Genomic DNA, 18,192 nt, shown 5'->3' with positions numbered 1-18,192 from the left:
ATGAACGCCTGGTTCGCCCTCCTCATCCGCCGCCGCTGGCTGGTCCTGGTCCTGGCCCTGGCCGGGGCCGTCGGTGGCATCGTCAACCTTGAAGGCCTGTCCATTGACGCGGTCCCGGACATCTCCCCGAAGCAGATAATGGTCCTGACCCTTTCGCCTGGCCTCGGCCCCCTGGAAGTCGAGCGGCTGGTCAGCTTTCCGGTCGAGAACGCCATGGCCGGCGCACCGGGGCTGACCGGTCTCCGCTCGACCTCGCGCTACGGCGTCTCGGCCGTCTACGTCACCTTCGACGATTCCATGTCGATCACCGAGGCTCGGTCCCAGGTGTTCCAGCGCTTGCCGCTGGCGAAGACCATGATGCCGGCCGGCGTCGGCGATCCCGAGATGGGGCCGATGGCGACGGGGCTGGGCGAGATCTACCAGTTCGAGGTCCGGGGACCGGGCTACGAGCCGATGGCGCTGAAGCGCATCCTGCAATGGACCATCGCGCCCAAGCTCAAGCTCACCCCCGGCATCGCCGACGTGAACGTCTATGGCGGCCAGATGCCGACCTACGAAGTCCGCATCGCCGCCGAGAGCCTGCACCGCTACGGCGTAACGATGGGCCAGGTCTACACGGCGCTGTCCGAGAACAATGCCGCGCGGGGCGGCGCCTACATCGAGCACAACGACCAACAGGAGGTCATCCGCGGCCTCGGCCTCGCCAAGGACACCAAGGACCTCGCCAATGTCGTCGTGACGACGGGTCCGGGCGGCGTGCCGGTGACGGTCGCAACCTTGGGCGAGGTGGTCGAGGCGCCCAAGGTCCGCCTCGGCGCCGTCACCCACGATGCGGCGGGCGAGACCGTCGTCGGCATCGCCATGATGCAGCAGGGCGAGAACGCCAGCGCGGTGGTCGAGCGCGTCAAGCAGACCATCGAGGCCCTTCGCCCGCAGCTACCGCCGGGCGTCGAGATCGTGCCCTACTACGACCGTAGCACCCTGGTGGCGCGGACCATCCGCACCGTCGAGCACAACCTCATGGAGGGGGCGGTGCTCGTCATCGTCGTCCTGCTCCTGCTGCTCGGCAACCTCCGGGCCGGCCTCGTGGTGGCGGCCGCCATTCCCCTGTCGATGCTCATGGCCTTCGCGGGCATGCGGCTGTTCGGGCTCTCCGGCAACCTGATGAGTCTGGGCGCCATCGATTTCGGCCTCATCGTCGACGGCGCCGTGGTGATGATCGAGAACGTTCTACGTGCCCGCGGCGAGCATCCCGAACGCCCGGCCGAGGAGGTCATCCGCAAGGCGACCGTAGAGGTGGCGCGTCCGATCCTGTTCGCCGTCGCCATCATCATCATGGTCTACCTGCCGATCCTCGCGCTCGAAGGGGTCGCGGGCAAGATGTTCCGGCCGATGGCGCTGACCGTCATCCTGGCGCTCACCGGCTCGCTCGTCCTGACGATGACGCTGATGCCGGCCCTGGCCGCCATCGTGCTGGCCGGCCCCGGCATCGGCGAGCGCGAGACCCGTCTCGTCCATTGGGCGCGCAGTGCCTACACGCCGGTCCTGCGCCTTGCCGAGCGCCGCACCGGTCTCACTGCCCTGGTGACGCTCGCCCTGTTCGGCGGGAGCTGCTTCCTGGCGACGCGCCTGGGCGGCGAGTTCCTGCCCAAGCTCTCGGAAGGCTCCATCGTCATCACCTCGGAGAAGCTGCCGGGCATCAACCTCGATGCTTCCCTCAAGGTCATGCATCGCATAGAGCAGACCTTAAAAAGCTTCCCAGAAGTGAAGCGGGTCGTCTCGCTCACGGGCAGCGCCGAGATCCCCACGGACCCCATGGGGGTGGAATCCACCGATAGCTTCATCACGCTGACCGACCCCTCGACTTGGACGACGGCGACCACCCAGGAGGGGCTCGTCGCCGCCCTCGACAAACGTCTGCGCGCGGAGGTGCCGGGGGTCTCCTACGCCTTCTCGCAGCCGATCCAGATGCGGATGGACGACCTGCTAGAGGGCGTGCGCGGCGACGTCGCGATCAGCCTCTACGGCGACGACCTCAAGGCGCTGAAGGACAAGGCGGACGCCATCGTCCGCGCGGTCTCCGGCGTCTCGGGGGCGGCCGACGTGAAGGCCGAGGCGCAGGCCGGCATGCCCGCGCTCTCCATCCAGGTCGACCGGGCGGCGGCCGCCCGCTACGGCGTCAACGTCAGCGACGTCCTCGACGTGGTGGAGAGCATCGGCGGCCGCACCGCCGGCATGATCTACGGTGACGACAACTCCATCACCGATATCGTGGTCCGGCTGAAGTCCGGGGACCGCAGCGACATCGAACGCATCCGCGACCTGCCGGTCGGTCGCAACGGCAAGGCACTGGTGCCGCTCTCGCTTGTGGCCTCCGTGGACGTGGCGACCGGTCCCGCCCAGATCAGCCGCGAGAAGCTCCAGCGGCGGATCTCTGTCCAGGCCAACGTGCGCGGGCGGGACGTGCAGAGCTTCGTAACTGACGCGCAAGCCGCGGTTAAAGCCCAGGTCACCCTGCCGCCGCGCTACTCGCTGCAATGGAGCGGGCAGTTCCAGAACCTGCAGGAGGCGACCGTTCGGCTTTCCGTCGTGGTCCCAGCGGCGATGGCGGCGATCCTGGTGCTTCTCGTGGTGATGTTCGGCGACGTCCGCCTCGCAGGGCTGATCTTCCTGAACGTACCCGTCGCCGCGACCGGCGGCATCGTCGCCCTGTACCTGCGCGACCTGCCGTTCTCGATCTCGGCGGCCATCGGCTTCATCGCCACCTTCGGCATCGCCATCCTGAACGGCGTGGTGCTGACGAGCTACATCCGCGACCTCGAACGGGTCGGCCTCGATGCCCGAGAGGCAGCGACCCGAGCCGCCGAGATGCGCCTGCGGCCGGTCCTGATGACGGCGCTGGTGGCGGCGCTGGGGTTCCTACCGATGGCGCTCTCGACGAGTGCCGGCGCCGAGGTGCAGCGTCCCCTGGCCACGGTGGTAATCGGCGGCCTCGTCACCGCAACCCTGCTAACCCTCGTCGTGCTTCCTGCCGTCTATTCGTACCTGGCGCATCTCCGGCTCCCCTGGCGCCGTCGCGACGACGACGAGCCATCCGGCCTGGGAGCGAAAGGCGGCCAGCGCGCGGGCGTTGATGGCTAGAGGCCTTCGGACCGGCAACGGGCCTACCGTCCTGGTGGGGGTCCTAATTCTGGCTGCTGGCGCCCGACCCGCGCCCTCCGCGGATTTCGATTGCGCCGGATTCCTTAGGATGCACGGGATGCTCCGCAAGGCGTCGGCAGCCTGCGGTTTCGCGTCCTACAATCCCGCCATCGTGGATCGGGCACGCACCTGCTTCGATGCGCTTGGTAGCCGCCGCGGCGCCGAGGCGATGCATACGGGCGCGGCCGAGTTCGAGCGCTGGAAGTCCATACGCAACCACGACGCCCTCTGCGGAACCCTGGCCGCCCGGTTTCCGATGGTCGTCAAGCCGTAAGCCGGGAGTCACAAATTCGACGGCTACCCGACTTGACCTGAGGGTGGCGTGGCGGATCTCGGATCAAGCAAGTGCATCGGTGGACGCCGCATCGCCGAGTCCGAGGACCTCAGAGAGGTAGGCGCGGGCCCGGCTGACCCGGCTCTTCACCGTGCCGACCTTGCACTTGAGCACCTCTGCGGCCTCCTCGTAGGTATAGCCCTCCGCTCCCACCATCATCAGGGCGATCCGCTGGGCCTCGGGAATGCCGGCGAGCCGATCCTGGAGGCCCCTCAAGCTCACCACCCCTTCCTGCTCGGGCGGGGCGACGAGCGTCGCGGCATGTGTGCCTGTCCGCCGTCAGCGGCCGTGAGACAGAGTGAGGCCCTTCACGAACGGAGGATGACTGGTTCATCGTAGCCCCCAAGGAGCGAAGATGAAGCAGACATCCGGGCCGGCACGGAAGCCGGCAGAGGCGGTGATCAAGGACATCCGCCGCGCCACCCGCCGCCAGTTCTCGGCCGAGGAGAAGATCCGCATCGTGCTGGAGGGCCTGCGCGGCGAGGACAGCATCGCAGAGCTGTGCCGACGCGAAGGCATTGCCACCTCGATGTACTACGGCTGGTCCAAGGAGTTCCTGGAAGCGGGCAAGAAGCGGCTGGCCGGCGACACGGCCCGCGCCGCCACCTCGGACGAGGTCAAGGACCTGCGCCGTGAGGCTCGTGCCCTCAAGGAGGTCGTGGCCGATCTCACCCTGGAAAACCGCCTGCTCAAAAAAAGTATGAGCGGAGCTGGGGAAGACGAGGCATGAGGTACTCGGCTTCTGAGAAGCTGGAGATCATCCGGCTGGTCGAGCAGTCCTCTCTGCCGGTGCGCGCCACCCTGGAGAAACTCGGCATCCCGCGCGCCACATTCTACCGCTGGTACGACGCCTACCAGCAAGGGGGACCCGAGGCCCTGGCCGACCGACCCTCTCGGCCCAGCCGGGTCTGGAACCGCCTGCCCACGGCGATCCGCGAGCAGATCGTCGCCCTCGCGCTCGAGCAGCCGGAGCTCAGCCCACGCGAGCTGGCCGTGCGCTTCACCGACGAGCAGCGCTCCTTCGTCTCGGAAGCCACGGTCTACCGCCTGCTCAAGGCGCACGACCTGATCACCAGCCCAGCCTACATCGTTGTCAAGGCAGCCGACGAGTTCCGTGACAAGACCACGGCCTCCAACCAGCTCTGGCAGACCGACTTCACCTACCTGAAGGTGGTCGGCTGGGGCTGGTACTATCTGTCGACGGTGCTCGACGACTTCTCCCGCTTCATCGTGGCCTGGAAGCTGTGCGCCACGATGCAGGCCAGCGACGTCACTGCCACGCTCGACCTGGCGCTCAGCGCCGCCGGGCTCGATCAGGTGCAGGTGGTGCACCGGCCGCGGCTGCTGACCGACAACGGATCGAGCTACGTCGCGGGTGACCTGGCCGACTGGCTCGGCAGCCGCGGCATGACCCACATCCGCGGTGCTCCCCGCCATCCCCAAACTCAGGGCAAGATCGAGCGCTGGCACCAGACGCTGAAGAACCGCATCCTGCTCGAACACGCCTATCTGCCCGGCGAGTTGGAGGCGCGGGTCGGGGCGTTCGTGGAGCACTACAACCACGTCCGAGCTCATGAGAGCCTGAACAATCTCACGCCGGCCGACGTCTACTTCGGCCGGGGCGAGGCCATCCTGCGCGAGCGGGAGCGGATCAAGCGCCAGACTCTCACCGACCGCCGCTTGCGCCACCACGCGCAGGCTGCCTAACTTCTCAACCCAGGTGGACCAGTGCCTCCGTTCCTGAGGCCCGCAGCCTGTCTCAAATCATCTGACGACGGACAATCCTCGCCGGATGGCGGCTCCTCCGGAATGCGCCGGTCCTTCGGTGGGAGCGACCTGGCGGTGGCCCGTGGGCATTCGGACATGGCTGGCTCCGGGAACAGTGCCGGGTCCGGTGCGATCCTCGGCCACTGAAAAACGAGCCTGCGGCGTCGGCCTTGATCTGGGTCAAAAGTCGGGGAGCCCCGCACTTGGCCGGCACCGAGCCTCCATTGATCTGTCTCAAGGCCCGGTGTCGCGGTTGTCTGAGGATGTCCAATCCGACGACGGCCCTAGCGGTCATGGGCCCGGCGGCCGAGATGGAGGTCACGATGACCACGTTCGACGAACGCGAGCAGGCCTTCGAGCGCCGCTTCGCGCACGACGAGGAGGTGCGCTTCCAGGTGCGCACCCGGCGCAACCTGCTCCTGGCGACCTGGGCCTGCGAGCGGATGCGGCTGGGGAAAGACGCGGCCGCGCGCTTCGTCGAGGACTTCACCGACCGGGGCGTCCTGACCGCCGACGAGCCACTGGTCGCCGAGTTCCAGGCTGACCTCAAGGCGGCGGGCGTCGAGGAGACGCTCCCAGCCCTGCGCACGGAAATGGAGCGCTGCGCCGCCATCGCCCGGGCCGAGCAGCGCGTCGGGCTTGCGCTGGATCAAGGCCGACCCGCCTAGGGCGCCCACACTCCCACCGCTGCGACCATGCCAGCCACCGGGAGAGATGCCATGACCGACAAGGACCTGCGCCGCGACGTGCTTGACGAGCTCGACTTCGACCCCAGCCTCGACGCGGCCGAGATCGGCGTCGCCGTCTCGGACGGGGTCGTCACCCTGACGGGCCACGTCGGCAGCTACGCCGAGAAGGTCGAGGCCGAGAACGCCGTGCGCCGCGTCAAGGGCGTGCGCGCCATCGCCCAGGAGATCCAAGTCCGGTACGCTGAGGCCAAGAAGATCGAGGACGACCAGATCGCCGCCCGGGCGCTCGCCATCATCGACTGGTCGGTGCACCTGCCGAAGCAGGCCATCCAGGTGAAGGTCGCCAAGGGCTGGATCACGCTCACCGGCGCGGTGCCCTGGCAGTACCAGGCAATGGGGGCCGAGGCTGCCGTGCGCAAGCTCTCCGGCGTCGTCGGCGTATCGAACCTCATCCAGGTCAAGCCCGAGGTCAGGCCCGCCTTGGTCAAGGACAAGATCCTGGAAGCGTTCAAGCGCGGCGCGATGTTCGAGGCCGATGGAATCAAGGTTCGGGTCGAGGGCGACAAGGTCACGCTGGAAGGTGCCGTGACGGCCTGGGCCGACCGCGAGGCGGCTGAGCGCGCGGCCTGGTCGGTGCCGGGCGTGCGAGCCGTCGAGGACCGCATCGTCGCCCTGAGCTGAGGAAATCCGCCATGTCTCATGGAACGCACGGCATTGATGCCATCGCTCCCCGGTTCGCGCAGCGTGCCGGCAATCCGGACGTCACGGCCAGGCTGCGCCGGGTGACCCTGACGCTGGCACGCTGCCCGGAGCATCCGGAGGGCAGCGCGGGCCGCGGCTACGACATCGTGGCCCCGCTCGGTCCCGACGGCCGCTTGGACACGGCGCTTTGGCACGAGGCCCGCGACCACTGCCGTGCCCGCCGCTTCTGGACGGGCGAGCCGGACCGGCACGGCCGGCTCGTGCACCGCGCCGGCGGCGAGGGCGGCGCCACTTGGCTGATCGACTACGAGGACTGGACGAACGAGGACGACGAGGCAGCCTACCGGCTTGGCACGCACGCCTTCGTCGAGGGCGAGTACGTCTCGATCCGCGAGGCGGGGGAGGAGGAGTACCGCACGTTCAAGGTCGTCCGCGTCGACGCGGCAGGCGTGGGAGGCCATCCATGATCCCGATGTCCCGAACCCTGCCGGCGGGATCTCCCCGCCCGGAACTGCCCTTGCCGGAGCCGGCATGGCTCGCCTTGTGGCGCGCCTTCTGGCTCGACTTGCCGGTCGCAGATACCCACAAGATTGGCCGCATGTCGTTGCGGTGCCTGCAGCCGCCGGCGGACTGGTCGAGCAAGACGGACACGCCCTGAACGTTGCCTCCGGCGTTTGGCCACGGCAGCCGTCCCTCGAAGTCCTCGACCAGCGGACCGGGGCCGTCATGTGCGGGGTCTTCCTGCCCGGCATGCCCCCTGCTGCAGGTTCGGCGGGAGGATCTCGTGGGTCACGTCCTGCCCCGTCTCGGCCTCGCGCACGCTGATCCTGACGCCCTGACGGATGAGCCGCTCGACGTCACGCGCCGACAGGTAAGCCTGGCTCTCGGGGTCGTAGAGCCTGCAACCGCTGTACCGTCTCAGGTGGCGAATGGATGAGGGCTTCCTGCGGGTCATTCTCACAAGGGCACGGACGAAGCCCCCTTCTGACAGCTTTCTTTAGTTGGAATAATTAAATTGTGCTTGCAAGTTGCGCAACGTCTTTGCCCCTTACGCGGCGGCTTGGCCGGGATCATCATCGCCCGAACGACAAGGGGTCCCGGCCGTTGTGGTTCTTAGCCAGAAAGCCGGCCATCGATAGGGCGATCTCGCGCTCCTCGTCCGCGGGCACGATCCGGACCTCGACCGCCGCCCTCTGGACTCCGATGTGTTCCTCGCAGCGGTCGTTGGCAGCCTCGTCAAGCGTCACGTTGGCGAAGGCTAGACCGCGGCAGACGGCGGCCCGAACCTGCGCCGAGTGCTCGCCGATGCCGCCAGTGAAGACGAGGGCATCGAGCCCGCCGAGCGCCGCGATGAGGGAGCCCGCCTCGCGCACGATCCTGTAGGCGAACAGGTCGAGGGCCTCGCGCGCCTCCGGAGCCCCGCTAGCCTTAAGCACCCGCACGTCGTCGCTGATGCCGGAGACGCCAAGGAGGCCCGAGCGCTCATTCAAGAGTTCGGCCACCGCGTCGGGGGTGAGGCCATGCTCCCGGATCAGGTGCAGCACCAAGCCCGGGTCGACCGCGCCGCTGCGGGTGCCCATCATCAGTCCGTCGAGCGTCGTGAAGCCCATCGTGGTGGCGACGCTGCGCCCGTCCCGGATCGCGCACAGGCTGGCCCCGTGTCCAAGATGGGCCGCCAGGACCCGGCCATGCGGAAACGTCCGGGCGACGTGGGCGTAGGACAGGCCGTGGAAGCCGAACCGCACGAGTCCCACGTCGATGAGGGCGCGCGGCAGCGGGTAGAGCTGCGCGAGCCTGTCCTGCGTCCGATGGAAGGCCGTGTCGAAGCAGGCGACCTGTGGCAGGTGCGGCCACGTCTCCGCGACCGCCCGGATGCAGGCCAGCGCCTGCGGCTGGTGCGCCGGCGCCAGCGGCACGAGCTGCTCCAGCGCCGCCATCACCTCCGCGTCGAGGCGCACCCGCGCCGCGTGGCGCAGGCCGCCATGGACGACGCGATGCGCCGCCGCGGTCGGGGCCGCGGGCAGCCGCGCGAACAGCCAGCGGGCGACGGTCGCATGGTCGTCTTCCGGGGGACGCTCGCCCTCCTGAGAGGCGCCGTCGACGGTGAGGTTCGGCTCATGCCCGATCCCGGCCACGTGCGCCCGCCAGGCCGGTGCGTCTGCCCCTGACCGGAACAGGGCACAGCGCAGGCTGGAGGAGCCGGCGTTGAGGACGAGGATCATCGCCCGGCCTCAGGCGATGATGGTCCAGTCGTCCACGGTCTCGCCCGGCCGGAGCTCCCCCGTGCCGGCTTCGGCCGGGCCGCACTGCATGATGTCGCCCTCGATGCGGCGGCGGTCGGGATGCTCGTGGGCATACCGCTCCGGCCAAGCCCAATCCCGCACCTCCGGCAGGTCGTCACCCGTCTGGCAGACGTACTCGCGGTGGCGGGCCAACGCGTCCCGGAGTGCCTGCTCGGCATGCTCGGCCCGCGTTCGCAACCCCGCGACGGCGCGCAGGGCGGCCTGCGCGAGGTGGAAGCGGTCGAGCCGGTTCAGCACGCAAATGTCGAAGGGCGTGGTGGTCGTGCCCTCCTCGATGAAGCCATGCACGTGGAAGTTGCCGTGGTTCGTGCGCTTGTAGGTCAGCCGATGGATGAGCCAGGGATAGCCGTGGTAGGCGAACACCACCGGCCGGTCGCGGGTGAACAGGCTGTCGAAGGTCGGGTCGTCGAGCCCGTGCGGGTGTGTCTCGCGCGCCGGGAGGGTCATCAGGTCGACGACGTTCACCACCCGGACACGCAGCTCCGGGACGTGGTGGCTTAGCCAGTGGACCGCCGCGAGCGTCTCTTGGGTCGGCACGTCGCCGGCACAGGCCATCACTACGTCGGGCTCGTCCTCGCCCTCGTTCGAGGCCCAGTCCCAGATCCCGGCACCGGCCGCGCAGTGCCTCGCAGCCTCGTCCAGGTTCAGCCACTGCAGCGCCGGCTGCTTGCCGGCCACGACGACGTTGATGCGGTCGTAGGTCCGCAGGCAGTGGTCCATGGCGCAGAGCAGGGTGTTCGCGTCCGGGGGCAGGTAGATCCGGGCCGTGTCGCCGCGCTTGTTCGCGACGAAGTCGATGAAGCCGGGATCCTGGTGGCTGAAGCCGTTGTGGTCCTGCCGCCAGACGTGGGACGAGAGCAGGATGTTAAGGGACGGCACCGGCCGACGCCAGGGCAGGTCGCGCGAGGACTTCAGCCACTTGGCGTGCTGGTTCACCATCGAGTCGACCACGTGCACGAAGGCCTCGTAGGTGGCGAACAGGCCGTGCCGGCCGGTTAGGACGTATCCTTCGAGCCAGCCCTCGCAGAGGTGCTCGCTCAGGATCTCCATGACGCGCCCATCCCGGGCGAGGTGGTCGTCGCCCGGCAGTACCGCCTCCTGCCACGCGCGGCCCGTCACCTCGAACACCGCGTCGAGCCGGTTCGAGGCAGTCTCGTCGGGGCCCATGATGCGGAAGTTGCGTGCCTCCGCGTTGAGGGTGAGCGTGTCCCGCAGGTACGCCCCGAGCGCGCGGGTGGCCTCGAACTTGGTGCGGCCGGGCTCTGGCACGGCGACGGCGAAGCGCCGGAGGTCCGGCAGGCGCAAGGGAGCGCTCTGGTGCGCGTTGGCGTGCGGGTTGGCCGAGAGGCGACGCTGTCCCTTCGGCGGCAGCGCGGCGAGGTCATGCACGAGCGAGCCGTCCTCCGCGAACAGTTCTTCGGGGCGGTAGGAGCGCATCCAGGCTTCCAGGATGGCGAGATGCGCCGGGTTTTCCCGCGTGGCCGCCACGGGCACCTGATGCGAGCGCCACGTCCCCTCGACCGGATTGCCGTCGACGGTCTTCGGTCCCGTCCATCCCTTGGGGCTGCGCAGCACGATCATGGGCCAGCGCGGTCGCCCGGCCTCGCTTCGGCCGGCGCGCCTCCGGATCTCTGCGACGGCGTCGAAGGCCGCGTCGAGGGCCGTGGCCATGGCTTGGTGCATCGGGGCCGGCTCGTCCCCCTCGACGAAGGTCGGCTCGTAGCCGTAGCCGACGAGAAGGCTCCGCAGCTCCTCCGGCGGCATGCGGGCGAGGACGGTCGGGTTGGCGATCTTGTAGCCGTTGAGGTGCAGGATCGGCAGGACCGTCCCGTCATGGCGGGCGTCGAGGAACTTGTTCGAGTGCCAGGCCGCCGCGAGCGGGCCCGTCTCGGCCTCGCCGTCGCCCACGACGCAGGCGACCGTCAGGCCTGGGTTGTCGAGGGCCGCACCGAAGGCGTGCGCCAGGGAATAGCCGAGTTCCCCGCCCTCGTGGATCGAGCCGGGCAGTTCGGGCGAGGCGTGGCTCGGGATGCCGCCTGGGAACGAGAACTGCCGGAACAGTCGGCCCATCCCCTCCGCGTCGCGCGCCACGTCCGGATAGATCTCGCCGTAGGTGCCCTCCAGGTACTCGTTGGCCACGAGCCCTGGCGCGCCGTGCCCGGGCCCCCAGACCGCGATCATGTCGAGGTCGCGCTGGCTGATGACCCGGTTCAGGTGGGCATAGATGAAGTTGAGGCCGGGCGTCGTGCCCCAGTGCCCGAGGAGCCTCGGCTTGACGTGCTCGGGCTTGAGCGGCTCGCGCAGCAGCGGGTTCCCCATGAGGTAGATCTGCCCGACCGACAGGTAATTCGCGGCGCGCCAGTAGGCGTCGATGCGCTTGAGGCTGTCCGGTCCGAGCGGCCCGGGCACGAACGCCGGTGCGCGTCCGTCGCCCCGACGACCGCCTTCGTGGCGCTCCCTCGTTCCAAGCGTCGCGTCCATGTCGGCCTCCCGGCGGAGCTGGTCTCGGCGTCGACCGTGCCGGCGGACGGGGCAGGCGGCGTTGAGGTGGATCAAGGCGCCCTCGGGGCGCGCCGCCAGGATGGCTCCCGTCAGAACGGCAGGAGCGAACGATGACCCTGGTGCTTCGAACCACCTACATCCAGACGGTGCGCCGCGTGCGGGTGCCGGTCAGGCTGGCGCCGCGAAACGACGCGGGCCAACGGGTGGTCGCGGACGGCTACCGCTACCGGAGCATCGGGAGCCTGCAGGCCCTGGCCCTGGCCATCGTGGCGTCGGCGGCGACGCCGGCGCTGCTTTGGCTGGTCCTCTGAGCATCACACCCAAACGAGGAGACGGGCGATGGACGACATCACCGTGCACCGGCACGTGCTCGACGAGCTGGAATACGCCCCAATGATCGACGCGGCGCAGATCGGCGTCACCGTCGAGAACGGCATCGTGACCCTGACCGGCCATGTCCGGAACTACGCGGAGAAGAGCATCGCCGAGCGCGTCGTACTCCGGGTCCGTGGCGTCCGGGGCGTGGTCGAGCGGATCGAGGTTCGTTACCCCGACAACCCCAGCATCGGCGACGAGGCCCTGGCCGAGCGCTGCGCCCGGGTGCTCGAATGGGACGTCCGCATCCCAGAGGGCTCGGTCACGCTGAAGGTCGCGAAGGGCTGCGTCACGCTCGAAGGGTGCGTGCCGTACTACCACCAGAAGGCGGCTGTCGATAAGGCCCTGCGCCGTCTCGCCGGCGTCACCGACATCGTCAACAGCATCGCCGTGAAGCCGCCGGCCCAGGCCGCCGAGGTCAAGTCCCGCATCCTCGCGGCTCTAAGGCGGAGCGCCCGGGACCCGGACACCATCCAGGTCCTGGTCGACGGCGACAGGGTGACCCTCGACGGCTGCGTCGAAGTCTGGCGCGAGCGCGAGCTCGCCGAGCGCGCCGCCTGGGCCGCGCCGGGCGTGCGCGCCGTCGAGGACCGACTGACGCTCGCCTGCTGAGGTTCGTCGATGCTGGCGATGGTGCTGCAGGGGGTCGGCGCCCCCCTGGTGCCCGAGGAGCGGCCGGCCCCGGAGCCCGGACCCGGCGAGGTCCGGATCCGGGCTCCGGGGCCTGCGCCGTCTGCCGCACGGACCTTCACGTCATCGACGGAGACCTGCCCCAGGCTGTCTACCCCATCGTCCCGGGCCATGAGGTCGTCGGCATTGTGGAAGCGGCCGGCGCGGGCGTAACGGCGCCGCTTCCTGGCAGCCGAGTCGGCGTGCCCTGGCTGGGACACACTTGCGGCCACTGCACCTACTGCAAGACCGACCGGGAGAACCTCTGCGACGCCCCCGGCTTCACCGGCTGCACGCGCGACGGCGGCTTCGCGAGCCACCTCGTGGCCGAGGCGGCCTTCATCATTCCGCTCGACCCGAGCCTGGACCCCGTCGCGACGGCACCGCTCCTCTGCGCCGGGCTGATCGGCTGGCGCACCCTGCAGATGGCCGGGGATGCCCTGAGCATCGGGCTCTACGGCTTCGGGGCGGCCGCCCACATCGTCGCCCAGGTCGGCCGCTGGCAGGGACGGCGCGTATTCGCGCTCACCCGCCCCGGCGACCGGGAGGCGCAGGAGTTCGCCCGCTCGCTCGGGGCGGTTTGGGCCGGGGGCTCGGACGAGGCGCCGCCCGAGCGGCTCGACGCCGCCCTCGTCTTCGCGCCCGACGGGAGCTTGGTGCCGGCGGCCCTCAGGGCCGTGCGCAATGACGGCTGGGTGGTCTGCGGCGGCATCCACATGAGCGACATCCCGGCCTTCCCCTACGACCTGCTCTGGGGCGAGCGGTCCGTGCGCTCGGTGGCCAACCTCACCCGCGAGGACGCCCGTACCTTCTTCGAGACCGCGCCGCAGGCAGGCATCGTCACCCGCACGCGCACCTACCGGCTCGCGCAGGCCAACGAGGCTATTGGGGCCCACCGCTCCGGAATTCTGCATGGCGCGGCCGTGCTCGTGCCCTGATGGCCGAGGTCAGCCGGGGCCCTCGCTCGCGTCCACTCCAGGAGCCTTGGACCGGCCGTGCCGGTTCGCTCAGAGTATTCGCACCAAAGGAGGCCATGGGTTTCGGTGTTGCCCGCGTTCGCGACGAGCCCTCGGGTTGAGCCACGTCAATGCGGGCGGGTCACGGACGGCCCTCCATGCCGCGGCGTTCGCCATGGAGGGTCGGCACGATGAACCCGCTGGCGCGGAAGCTGGAGCACTTCACCCGGTTGACGGCCGCAGACAAGGCGGTCCTCGACGACCTCGCGGCCCTCCCGCATCGAACCTATGCGCCGCACACGGACATCGTTCGAGAGGGCGAGCCGCCCAGGGTCATGCGCCTGATCCTCTCGGGCTGGGCCTGCCACTACAAGATGCTGGAAGACGGCCGGCGGCAGATCGTCGGGTTCGTCCTCCCCGGCGACTTGTGCGACCTGAACGTCCCGATCCTGCGTGCCATGGACCACGCGCTCGCGGCCATCACGGCCGTGAGCTTGGTGGAGGTCTCGACGGATACGCTCGGCGCCATGACGCTGAACCATCCGCGCCTGCTTCGGGGCCTCTGGTGGGAGACGCTGGTCAGGGAGGAGATCCTGCGCGAATGGACGCTGAACCTGGGGCAGCGGGACTCGCTGGAACGCACGGCCCATCTCCTCTGCGAACTTTTCGTACGCCTGGAATGCGTCGGGTTGGCTGACGGCCCGAAGTGTCCGTGGCCGCTCACCCAAACCGAGCTCGCCGACACCCTCGGCATCTCGACCGCCCACACCAACCGGGTCCTCCAGGAGCTGCGCACGCGAGGGCTGATCATCCTGAGGAACAGGACGCTGACCATCCCGGACCTCAAGGCGCTCCAGCGCGTCGCCCTGTTCAACCCGAACTACCTGCACCTAGAGCGCGAGGTCGCGTGAGGGCGCCCGAGGTTCCCGTTCGCCCTCACCGAAGGCTGGGGACCAGCCGGTAGCTCACCCTGCGCGTGTAGTCCCCGTACCCGGCAAAGTCGTTCCTCGGCGAGGCTGGCCGGGTTGCCCATCCAACCCTTAGTCCCTGCCCGGGCGAGAGCTCCACGGTCGCGCCCGAGCCGCCCCTAGGCCGGCCCAGCGACTTGATTCCCCGGCGCGGGCGGCGCCGGGTCCGTCAGCGCCTCCAGGCCAGTATGCGGCGCAGGACCGCGTCGTGCCACAGGTAATGGTGCGCCAGCGCGGCCGCGGAATGGAAGAGGGCAAGGGCCATCAGCAGGTGGGCGGCGAGGCCGTGCCAGCGCGTCAGCGGTTTCCGCCATTCCGGATCACCGAGCTTGGGCAGGTCGACGGGTCCGATCAGGTGGACGCCGCGCACGAAGGCGTTCGCGATGCCGAGGGCAACGATGAGCAGCAGCAGCAGGTACAGCGCCGCGTGGGTGCCCTTGGCCACGCGGTGCAGCGGCCCGGCATCCTCGATGGGCAGCCTGCGGCCGCCCGTTCGGCGCCACGCCATGAACGCGACGAGCACGACGGCGAGGACAAGTCCGAGGTCGAAATGCGCCGACCATACCCCCGAGCGCAAAACTCCCTTCGGCAGGAGGTCTTCCAGGAAGGTCCCGATCAACCAGAGCACGGTCACGAGGGCGGCTGTCAGCCAGTGCAGGGTGACGGTGCCACGGTCATAGCTGGGTTCTGTCGGTCGCATCGAGCGTTTGCCTTCGTCACGGGAATGGGACCGGCTCACCGGCGGAGCCAGACGGTGACGAGGCTCGCCACGAGGGCAGCGAGCCCGCAGGTCTCCCCGACGCGGCCGAACCCTGCCGCGGAAAGGGCGGCGACGGCTCCGGCCACCACGAGGACGATCCCGAGGACAAGCAGCCGGTCGATCAGCCAGTTCATGGTCATGGACCGGTTCGAGCCTCCGCGCCGCCGGCGTCCGCCGCCGCACGGGGCAGCGCCCGCTCGCCCTTGCCGCTAAGGAACCACAGGCCGGCCGTCTCGATGTCGCTCCCGCCGCGCATCCTCGGCCTGACGAGCCCCCGCGCGAGCAACGAGCGGATGGTGCGCATTTCCCAAGGGGCGAGCGAGACCAGGGGGCCGTCGCGATGCAGGCGCAGCAACATCGCCCGTTGCCCGGGGGTCAGGGCGCGCCAGCCGGCAGGTCTCCCTCGCGCTCTCATCTTGAATTAGAATTAGTGTAATCTACTCGGATTGCGCAAGTCGTTCCCCGGACAAATGGCGAGGCGGCGGGGCGGCCACCCCCGCCCGGCCGAAGGCGATGGTGGTGCTCACATGAGGGGATTTTCGGGGCTAATCCGGAGAATGCTCGGCGGGCATCCATGGCGGCCGCGCGCCTACCGCATGGTCCGCGACAGCGAGATCGAGCCCGGTGCCACTGCGGGAACCGTGGTCTACGAGCTGGCCGGATGGGATGTCGGCTGCGCGGCCGCCGATACCCAGGCGCTGGGGACGGAATGCCTCAGCGTGACGTTGAAGCCCGACGGATCGCCCCCGTTCTTCGTCGTCCCAGTACGGGACCTGTCCGCCTGCGCGAGGCCGGCGTCCCGTTGAGATGGATCAAGGCTTTGGCCGCCGCCGCGCGCAGGATCTCTCCGGCAAGCCGGTGAGCCCGGCAGCGGGAGGCGGTCATGAAGATCTCCAACGTCATGGTCTCGGTCGACCTCGGGGCCGCGGCCGCGGACCGGGTCCAGCTGGCGGCCGGCCTCGCGGAGCGGTTCGAGGCCAGGCTGATTGGGGTCGCCGCGCGCCCGGTCCTGGCCCCCATGCCGGTCGGCGACATGCTGGAGGTCGAGCGGGTCTGGGCCATCGAGGAGCGCCTGGCGGCCGAGCAGCTCGCGGAAGCCAAGGCCCTGTTCGAGCGCGAGGCCGGGGCCGCGGAGGGGACGGCCTGGCGCTCGGCGCCGGCCCAGCCCCTGGCCTACCTCGTCGGGCAGGCGCGGGCCGCCGACGTCGTGGTGGTCGGCCGGCAGGGGCCGGCAGACGGCGACCCGGGCCCGATGGGCGTCGCGGCCGGGGCGCTCCTGATGGAGGTCGGGCGGCCGGTGCTGGTCGCGCCGCCCGGCATCGAACGCCTCGCGGCAAAGCGGGTCGTGGTGGCCTGGAAGGACACGCGCGAGGCGCGCCGCGCAGTCCACGACGCGCTGCCGTTCCTGACCCGGGCCGACGAGGTCCTCGTCGCGGTGGTTGGCCCCGATGCCGACCGGGAGGGCGCCGAGGACGTGGCCGCCTATCTCTCCGACCATTCTGTGGCTGTCACCACGCACCTGCTGCGGAGCCCGGAGGTCAGCGCCGCGGACGAGATCCTCCGGTTCGCCGGTCGCGAGGAGGCGGACCTCGTCGTGATGGGAGCCTACGGGCACAGCCGCCTACGCGAGTGGATCTTCGGGGGTGCAACCCGTGACGTCCTGCAGACCACGCCCGTCTGCTGCCTGATGAGCCACTGATGCGTCCGGCAGCCCTCAACCTGATCGGCGCCCTCACGCTTCTGTCGAACCTGATGGCCGGCCCCGCCACTGCCTGGGACCGGCAGGTGAAGCAAGGCGAGACGCTCGCCCGGACCAACTGCGCCCGGTGCCACGCGGTGGGGCGCGTCGGAGGAAGTCCACTGCTCGCGGCGCCGCCCTTCCGTGAGTTGCACATGCGCTACCCCGTCGAGGATCTCGGCGAGGCGCTCGCCGAGGGCATCCGCACCGGACACCCCAGCATGCCCGAGTTCCGGTTCGACCCGGACCAGGTCGAGGCCCTGATCGCCTACCTGAAGACCCTGGAACGCTGAGCGAGGAGATCCCCGATGTTCCTGCGCTGCCTCCTCGTCCCGACCGCGCCCGGTCTCGACGCCACGCGCCGGCTCGACGCCGCCCTGCGCCTGGGCCGGCGCCTGCGGGCCCACATCGGCGTCGCCTTCATGGCGCCGGGCCCCGAGCACGTCATGGCCAGCATGGCGAGCCTCGTGCCGATGGACTGCGCGACCATCGAGGCCATCGCGCGGGGCGTGCGCGAGGCCGCGGCCGAGGGCAAGGCAGCCCTGGAAACCTGGTGCGAGCGCGAGGGTGTGGCGTTCATGCCGGAGGGCGACCGGCTCGACGCTACTTTCGTGACCTGGACCGAGCTCTCTGGCGAGGTCGAGCCTCTGCTCACCCTCGCCGGCCGGATCAACGACCTCGTCATCGTCGACCGCCCGAACCCGGATGAGCCCTTCACCGGCCGCGCGCTCGACACTGCCCTGTTCTCGGTCGGGCGCCCGACGCTCATGGTCGGTGAGAGCGTGCCCTACGACCTGCTCGACCACGTCGTGGTCGCCTGGAACGGCAGCCTGGAGGCGACGCGCCTGATCGGCCAGTCCATCACGCTGCTGCACGAGGCCGCCAGGGTCACTGTCGTGCATGCGCGCACCGATCGCTTCGAGGAGGCGCGGGCGGCCGACCTGTGCGCCTACCTGCGCTGGCACGGCATCGTGGCGGAGGCCGCCACCCTGGAGGTCGAGGATGGGACTTCGGTCGGCGCGGCCATCCTGGCCGAGGCGGGGCTGCGGAACGCCTCGATGCTGGCGCTCGGCGCCTACACCCACAGCCGCGTGCGCGAGTTCCTGCTCGGCGGCGTCACCCGCCATGTCATCGAGCACGCGCACATCCCAATGCTCATGGCCCACTGACCGACCGTGAGTGCAAGGAGGCGGAGCCGACGGACGCTCTAGCCCAGGCCTGTGCCTCC

At 69.8% G+C, this 18,192-nt stretch carries 20 protein-coding genes and 1 pseudogene; 14 read left to right on the top strand and 7 right to left on the bottom strand.

Annotation, left to right across the window (positions count from 1 at the left end; all coding sequences use genetic code 11):
* Together MMB17_RS14345 and MMB17_RS14340 are read left to right on the top strand one after the other, a co-directional pair.
* On the top strand, nt 1-3,141 hold the full coding sequence (locus MMB17_RS14345) for an efflux RND transporter permease subunit (RefSeq protein ID WP_017483129.1): 3,141 nt from the start codon (nt 1-3) through the stop codon (nt 3,139-3,141).
* Between the two features lie 118 nt (nt 3,142-3,259).
* A complete protein-coding gene (locus MMB17_RS14340; RefSeq protein ID WP_017483128.1) occupies nt 3,260-3,475 on the top strand; it encodes a hypothetical protein in 216 nt (71 codons plus the stop codon).
* 63 nt (nt 3,476-3,538) lie between these two features.
* Here MMB17_RS14340 and MMB17_RS14335 read toward each other — a convergent pair whose 3' ends face one another.
* Nucleotides 3,539-3,757 carry a sigma factor-like helix-turn-helix DNA-binding protein gene (locus tag MMB17_RS14335; protein WP_238256089.1) on the bottom strand — a complete coding sequence of 73 codons (219 nt, stop codon included), beginning with the start codon at nt 3,755-3,757 and terminating at the stop codon, nt 3,539-3,541.
* 133 nt (nt 3,758-3,890) lie between these two features.
* On the opposite strand from MMB17_RS14335, the gene MMB17_RS14330 reads away from it, so the two are divergent.
* The 5 genes from MMB17_RS14330 to MMB17_RS14310 all read left to right on the top strand — a co-directional run bounded on the left by MMB17_RS14330 (nt 3,891) and on the right by MMB17_RS14310 (nt 7,351).
* A protein-coding gene (locus MMB17_RS14330) for an IS3 family transposase (RefSeq protein WP_085987083.1) occupies nt 3,891-5,242 on the top strand; the annotation gives its coding sequence in 2 pieces (ribosomal slippage) (nt 3,891-4,227 and nt 4,227-5,242; 1,353 coding nt in all).
* A gap of 383 nt (nt 5,243-5,625) precedes the next feature.
* Nucleotides 5,626-5,970: a DUF1476 domain-containing protein gene (locus MMB17_RS14325; protein WP_026105329.1), complete on the top strand. Its 345-nt coding sequence runs from the start codon at nt 5,626-5,628 to the stop codon at nt 5,968-5,970.
* A gap of 51 nt (nt 5,971-6,021) precedes the next feature.
* Complete coding sequence (locus MMB17_RS14320; protein ID WP_183666367.1) at nt 6,022-6,672, top strand: BON domain-containing protein; 651 nt, start codon at nt 6,022-6,024, stop codon at nt 6,670-6,672.
* An 11-nt stretch (nt 6,673-6,683) separates the two neighbouring features.
* Nucleotides 6,684-7,160, top strand: a complete 477-nt coding sequence (locus tag MMB17_RS14315) for a hypothetical protein (RefSeq protein ID WP_017483122.1) — start codon at nt 6,684-6,686, stop codon at nt 7,158-7,160.
* Nucleotides 7,157-7,351, top strand: coding sequence for a hypothetical protein (locus MMB17_RS14310; protein WP_043376513.1), 195 nt, complete (start codon nt 7,157-7,159; stop codon nt 7,349-7,351). The genes MMB17_RS14315 and MMB17_RS14310 overlap by 4 nt, the downstream gene beginning before the upstream one ends.
* Nucleotides 7,352-7,417: 66 nt before the next feature.
* Here the strand turns inward: MMB17_RS14310 and MMB17_RS14305 are convergent, their stop codons facing one another.
* The 3 genes from MMB17_RS14305 to MMB17_RS14295 form a co-directional block, all read right to left on the bottom strand.
* Nucleotides 7,418-7,648, bottom strand: coding sequence for a polyhydroxyalkanoate synthesis regulator DNA-binding domain-containing protein (locus tag MMB17_RS14305; protein ID WP_017483120.1), 231 nt, complete (start codon nt 7,646-7,648; stop codon nt 7,418-7,420).
* Between the two features lie 118 nt (nt 7,649-7,766).
* Nucleotides 7,767-8,915: an acetate/propionate family kinase gene (locus MMB17_RS14300; protein WP_183666366.1), complete on the bottom strand. Its 1,149-nt coding sequence runs from the start codon at nt 8,913-8,915 to the stop codon at nt 7,767-7,769.
* A 9-nt stretch (nt 8,916-8,924) separates the two neighbouring features.
* Nucleotides 8,925-11,477, bottom strand: a complete 2,553-nt coding sequence (locus tag MMB17_RS14295; RefSeq protein ID WP_017483118.1) for a phosphoketolase family protein — start codon at nt 11,475-11,477, stop codon at nt 8,925-8,927.
* Nucleotides 11,478-11,608: 131 nt separating this feature from the next.
* Between MMB17_RS14295 and MMB17_RS14290 the strand changes: the two genes are divergently transcribed.
* From MMB17_RS14290 to MMB17_RS14275, 4 genes and pseudogenes are all read left to right on the top strand, one after another.
* Nucleotides 11,609-11,809: a hypothetical protein gene (locus MMB17_RS14290; protein ID WP_017483117.1), complete on the top strand. Its 201-nt coding sequence runs from the start codon at nt 11,609-11,611 to the stop codon at nt 11,807-11,809.
* 28 nt (nt 11,810-11,837) lie between these two features.
* Nucleotides 11,838-12,485 (top strand): BON domain-containing protein, encoded by a 648-nt coding sequence (locus MMB17_RS14285; RefSeq protein ID WP_017483116.1) that lies wholly within the window; start codon nt 11,838-11,840, stop codon nt 12,483-12,485.
* 9 nt (nt 12,486-12,494) lie between these two features.
* Nucleotides 12,495-13,480 (top strand): annotated as a pseudogene (locus MMB17_RS14280) (zinc-dependent alcohol dehydrogenase family protein).
* 209 nt (nt 13,481-13,689) lie between these two features.
* Nucleotides 13,690-14,409: a Crp/Fnr family transcriptional regulator gene (locus MMB17_RS14275; RefSeq protein WP_017483115.1), complete on the top strand. Its 720-nt coding sequence runs from the start codon at nt 13,690-13,692 to the stop codon at nt 14,407-14,409.
* A 226-nt stretch (nt 14,410-14,635) separates the two neighbouring features.
* Here the strand turns inward: MMB17_RS14275 and MMB17_RS14270 are convergent, their stop codons facing one another.
* Genes MMB17_RS14270 through MMB17_RS14260 form a run of 3 tightly spaced genes read right to left on the bottom strand, consistent with a single transcriptional unit; the run spans nt 14,636 to nt 15,584 of the window.
* On the bottom strand, nt 14,636-15,166 hold the full coding sequence (locus MMB17_RS14270; RefSeq protein ID WP_017483114.1) for a cytochrome b: 531 nt from the start codon (nt 15,164-15,166) through the stop codon (nt 14,636-14,638).
* Nucleotides 15,167-15,201: 35 nt separating this feature from the next.
* The gene (locus MMB17_RS14265) at nt 15,202-15,366 is read right to left on the bottom strand and encodes a hypothetical protein (protein ID WP_017483113.1); all 165 of its coding nucleotides are present in this window, start codon (nt 15,364-15,366) and stop codon (nt 15,202-15,204) included.
* On the bottom strand, nt 15,363-15,584 hold the full coding sequence (locus MMB17_RS14260; RefSeq protein ID WP_017483112.1) for a hypothetical protein: 222 nt from the start codon (nt 15,582-15,584) through the stop codon (nt 15,363-15,365). Before MMB17_RS14260 ends, MMB17_RS14265 begins: the two co-directional genes overlap by 4 nt.
* Nucleotides 15,585-16,109: 525 nt before the next feature.
* On the opposite strand from MMB17_RS14260, the gene MMB17_RS14255 reads away from it, so the two are divergent.
* From MMB17_RS14255 to MMB17_RS14245, 3 genes are read left to right on the top strand one after another with little or no spacing between them, the layout of a single operon-like run.
* Nucleotides 16,110-16,925 (top strand): universal stress protein, encoded by an 816-nt coding sequence (locus MMB17_RS14255; RefSeq protein WP_017483110.1) that lies wholly within the window; start codon nt 16,110-16,112, stop codon nt 16,923-16,925.
* Nucleotides 16,925-17,257, top strand: a complete 333-nt coding sequence (locus tag MMB17_RS14250; protein ID WP_017483109.1) for a c-type cytochrome — start codon at nt 16,925-16,927, stop codon at nt 17,255-17,257. The genes MMB17_RS14255 and MMB17_RS14250 overlap by 1 nt, the downstream gene beginning before the upstream one ends.
* A 15-nt stretch (nt 17,258-17,272) precedes the next feature.
* On the top strand, nt 17,273-18,133 hold the full coding sequence (locus MMB17_RS14245; protein ID WP_017483108.1) for a universal stress protein: 861 nt from the start codon (nt 17,273-17,275) through the stop codon (nt 18,131-18,133).
* Nucleotides 18,134-18,192 lie beyond the last annotated feature (59 nt).

The organism is Methylobacterium organophilum (genome assembly GCF_022533465.1).
In the GTDB taxonomy this organism is placed as follows: Bacteria; Pseudomonadota; Alphaproteobacteria; order Rhizobiales; family Beijerinckiaceae; genus Methylobacterium; species Methylobacterium organophilum.
Note: the sequence above shows the minus strand (reverse complement) of the source record. Positions and strands in the feature narration are given on the sequence as shown.

What these genes read in the sequence shown, in the direction of transcription:
- MMB17_RS14300 (WP_183666366.1), bottom strand. Translation starts at nt 8,915, where the DNA reads ATGATCCTCGTCCTCAACGCCGGCTCCTCCAGCCTGCGCTGTGCCCTG.
- MMB17_RS14305 (WP_017483120.1), bottom strand. Translation starts at nt 7,648, where the DNA reads ATGACCCGCAGGAAGCCCTCATCCATTCGCCACCTGAGACGGTACAGC.
- MMB17_RS14285 (WP_017483116.1), top strand. Translation starts at nt 11,838, where the DNA reads ATGGACGACATCACCGTGCACCGGCACGTGCTCGACGAGCTGGAATAC.
- MMB17_RS14245 (WP_017483108.1), top strand. Translation starts at nt 17,273, where the DNA reads ATGTTCCTGCGCTGCCTCCTCGTCCCGACCGCGCCCGGTCTCGACGCC.
- MMB17_RS14310 (WP_043376513.1), top strand. Translation starts at nt 7,157, where the DNA reads ATGATCCCGATGTCCCGAACCCTGCCGGCGGGATCTCCCCGCCCGGAA.
- MMB17_RS14315 (WP_017483122.1), top strand. Translation starts at nt 6,684, where the DNA reads ATGTCTCATGGAACGCACGGCATTGATGCCATCGCTCCCCGGTTCGCG.
- MMB17_RS14250 (WP_017483109.1), top strand. Translation starts at nt 16,925, where the DNA reads ATGCGTCCGGCAGCCCTCAACCTGATCGGCGCCCTCACGCTTCTGTCG.
- MMB17_RS14290 (WP_017483117.1), top strand. Translation starts at nt 11,609, where the DNA reads ATGACCCTGGTGCTTCGAACCACCTACATCCAGACGGTGCGCCGCGTG.
- MMB17_RS14320 (WP_183666367.1), top strand. Translation starts at nt 6,022, where the DNA reads ATGACCGACAAGGACCTGCGCCGCGACGTGCTTGACGAGCTCGACTTC.
- MMB17_RS14295 (WP_017483118.1), bottom strand. Translation starts at nt 11,477, where the DNA reads ATGGACGCGACGCTTGGAACGAGGGAGCGCCACGAAGGCGGTCGTCGG.
- MMB17_RS14325 (WP_026105329.1), top strand. Translation starts at nt 5,626, where the DNA reads ATGACCACGTTCGACGAACGCGAGCAGGCCTTCGAGCGCCGCTTCGCG.
- MMB17_RS14345 (WP_017483129.1), top strand. Translation starts at nt 1, where the DNA reads ATGAACGCCTGGTTCGCCCTCCTCATCCGCCGCCGCTGGCTGGTCCTG.
- MMB17_RS14265 (WP_017483113.1), bottom strand. Translation starts at nt 15,366, where the DNA reads ATGACCATGAACTGGCTGATCGACCGGCTGCTTGTCCTCGGGATCGTC.
- MMB17_RS14270 (WP_017483114.1), bottom strand. Translation starts at nt 15,166, where the DNA reads ATGCGACCGACAGAACCCAGCTATGACCGTGGCACCGTCACCCTGCAC.
- MMB17_RS14260 (WP_017483112.1), bottom strand. Translation starts at nt 15,584, where the DNA reads ATGTTGCTGCGCCTGCATCGCGACGGCCCCCTGGTCTCGCTCGCCCCT.
- MMB17_RS14255 (WP_017483110.1), top strand. Translation starts at nt 16,110, where the DNA reads ATGAAGATCTCCAACGTCATGGTCTCGGTCGACCTCGGGGCCGCGGCC.
- MMB17_RS14275 (WP_017483115.1), top strand. Translation starts at nt 13,690, where the DNA reads ATGAACCCGCTGGCGCGGAAGCTGGAGCACTTCACCCGGTTGACGGCC.
- MMB17_RS14340 (WP_017483128.1), top strand. Translation starts at nt 3,260, where the DNA reads ATGCTCCGCAAGGCGTCGGCAGCCTGCGGTTTCGCGTCCTACAATCCC.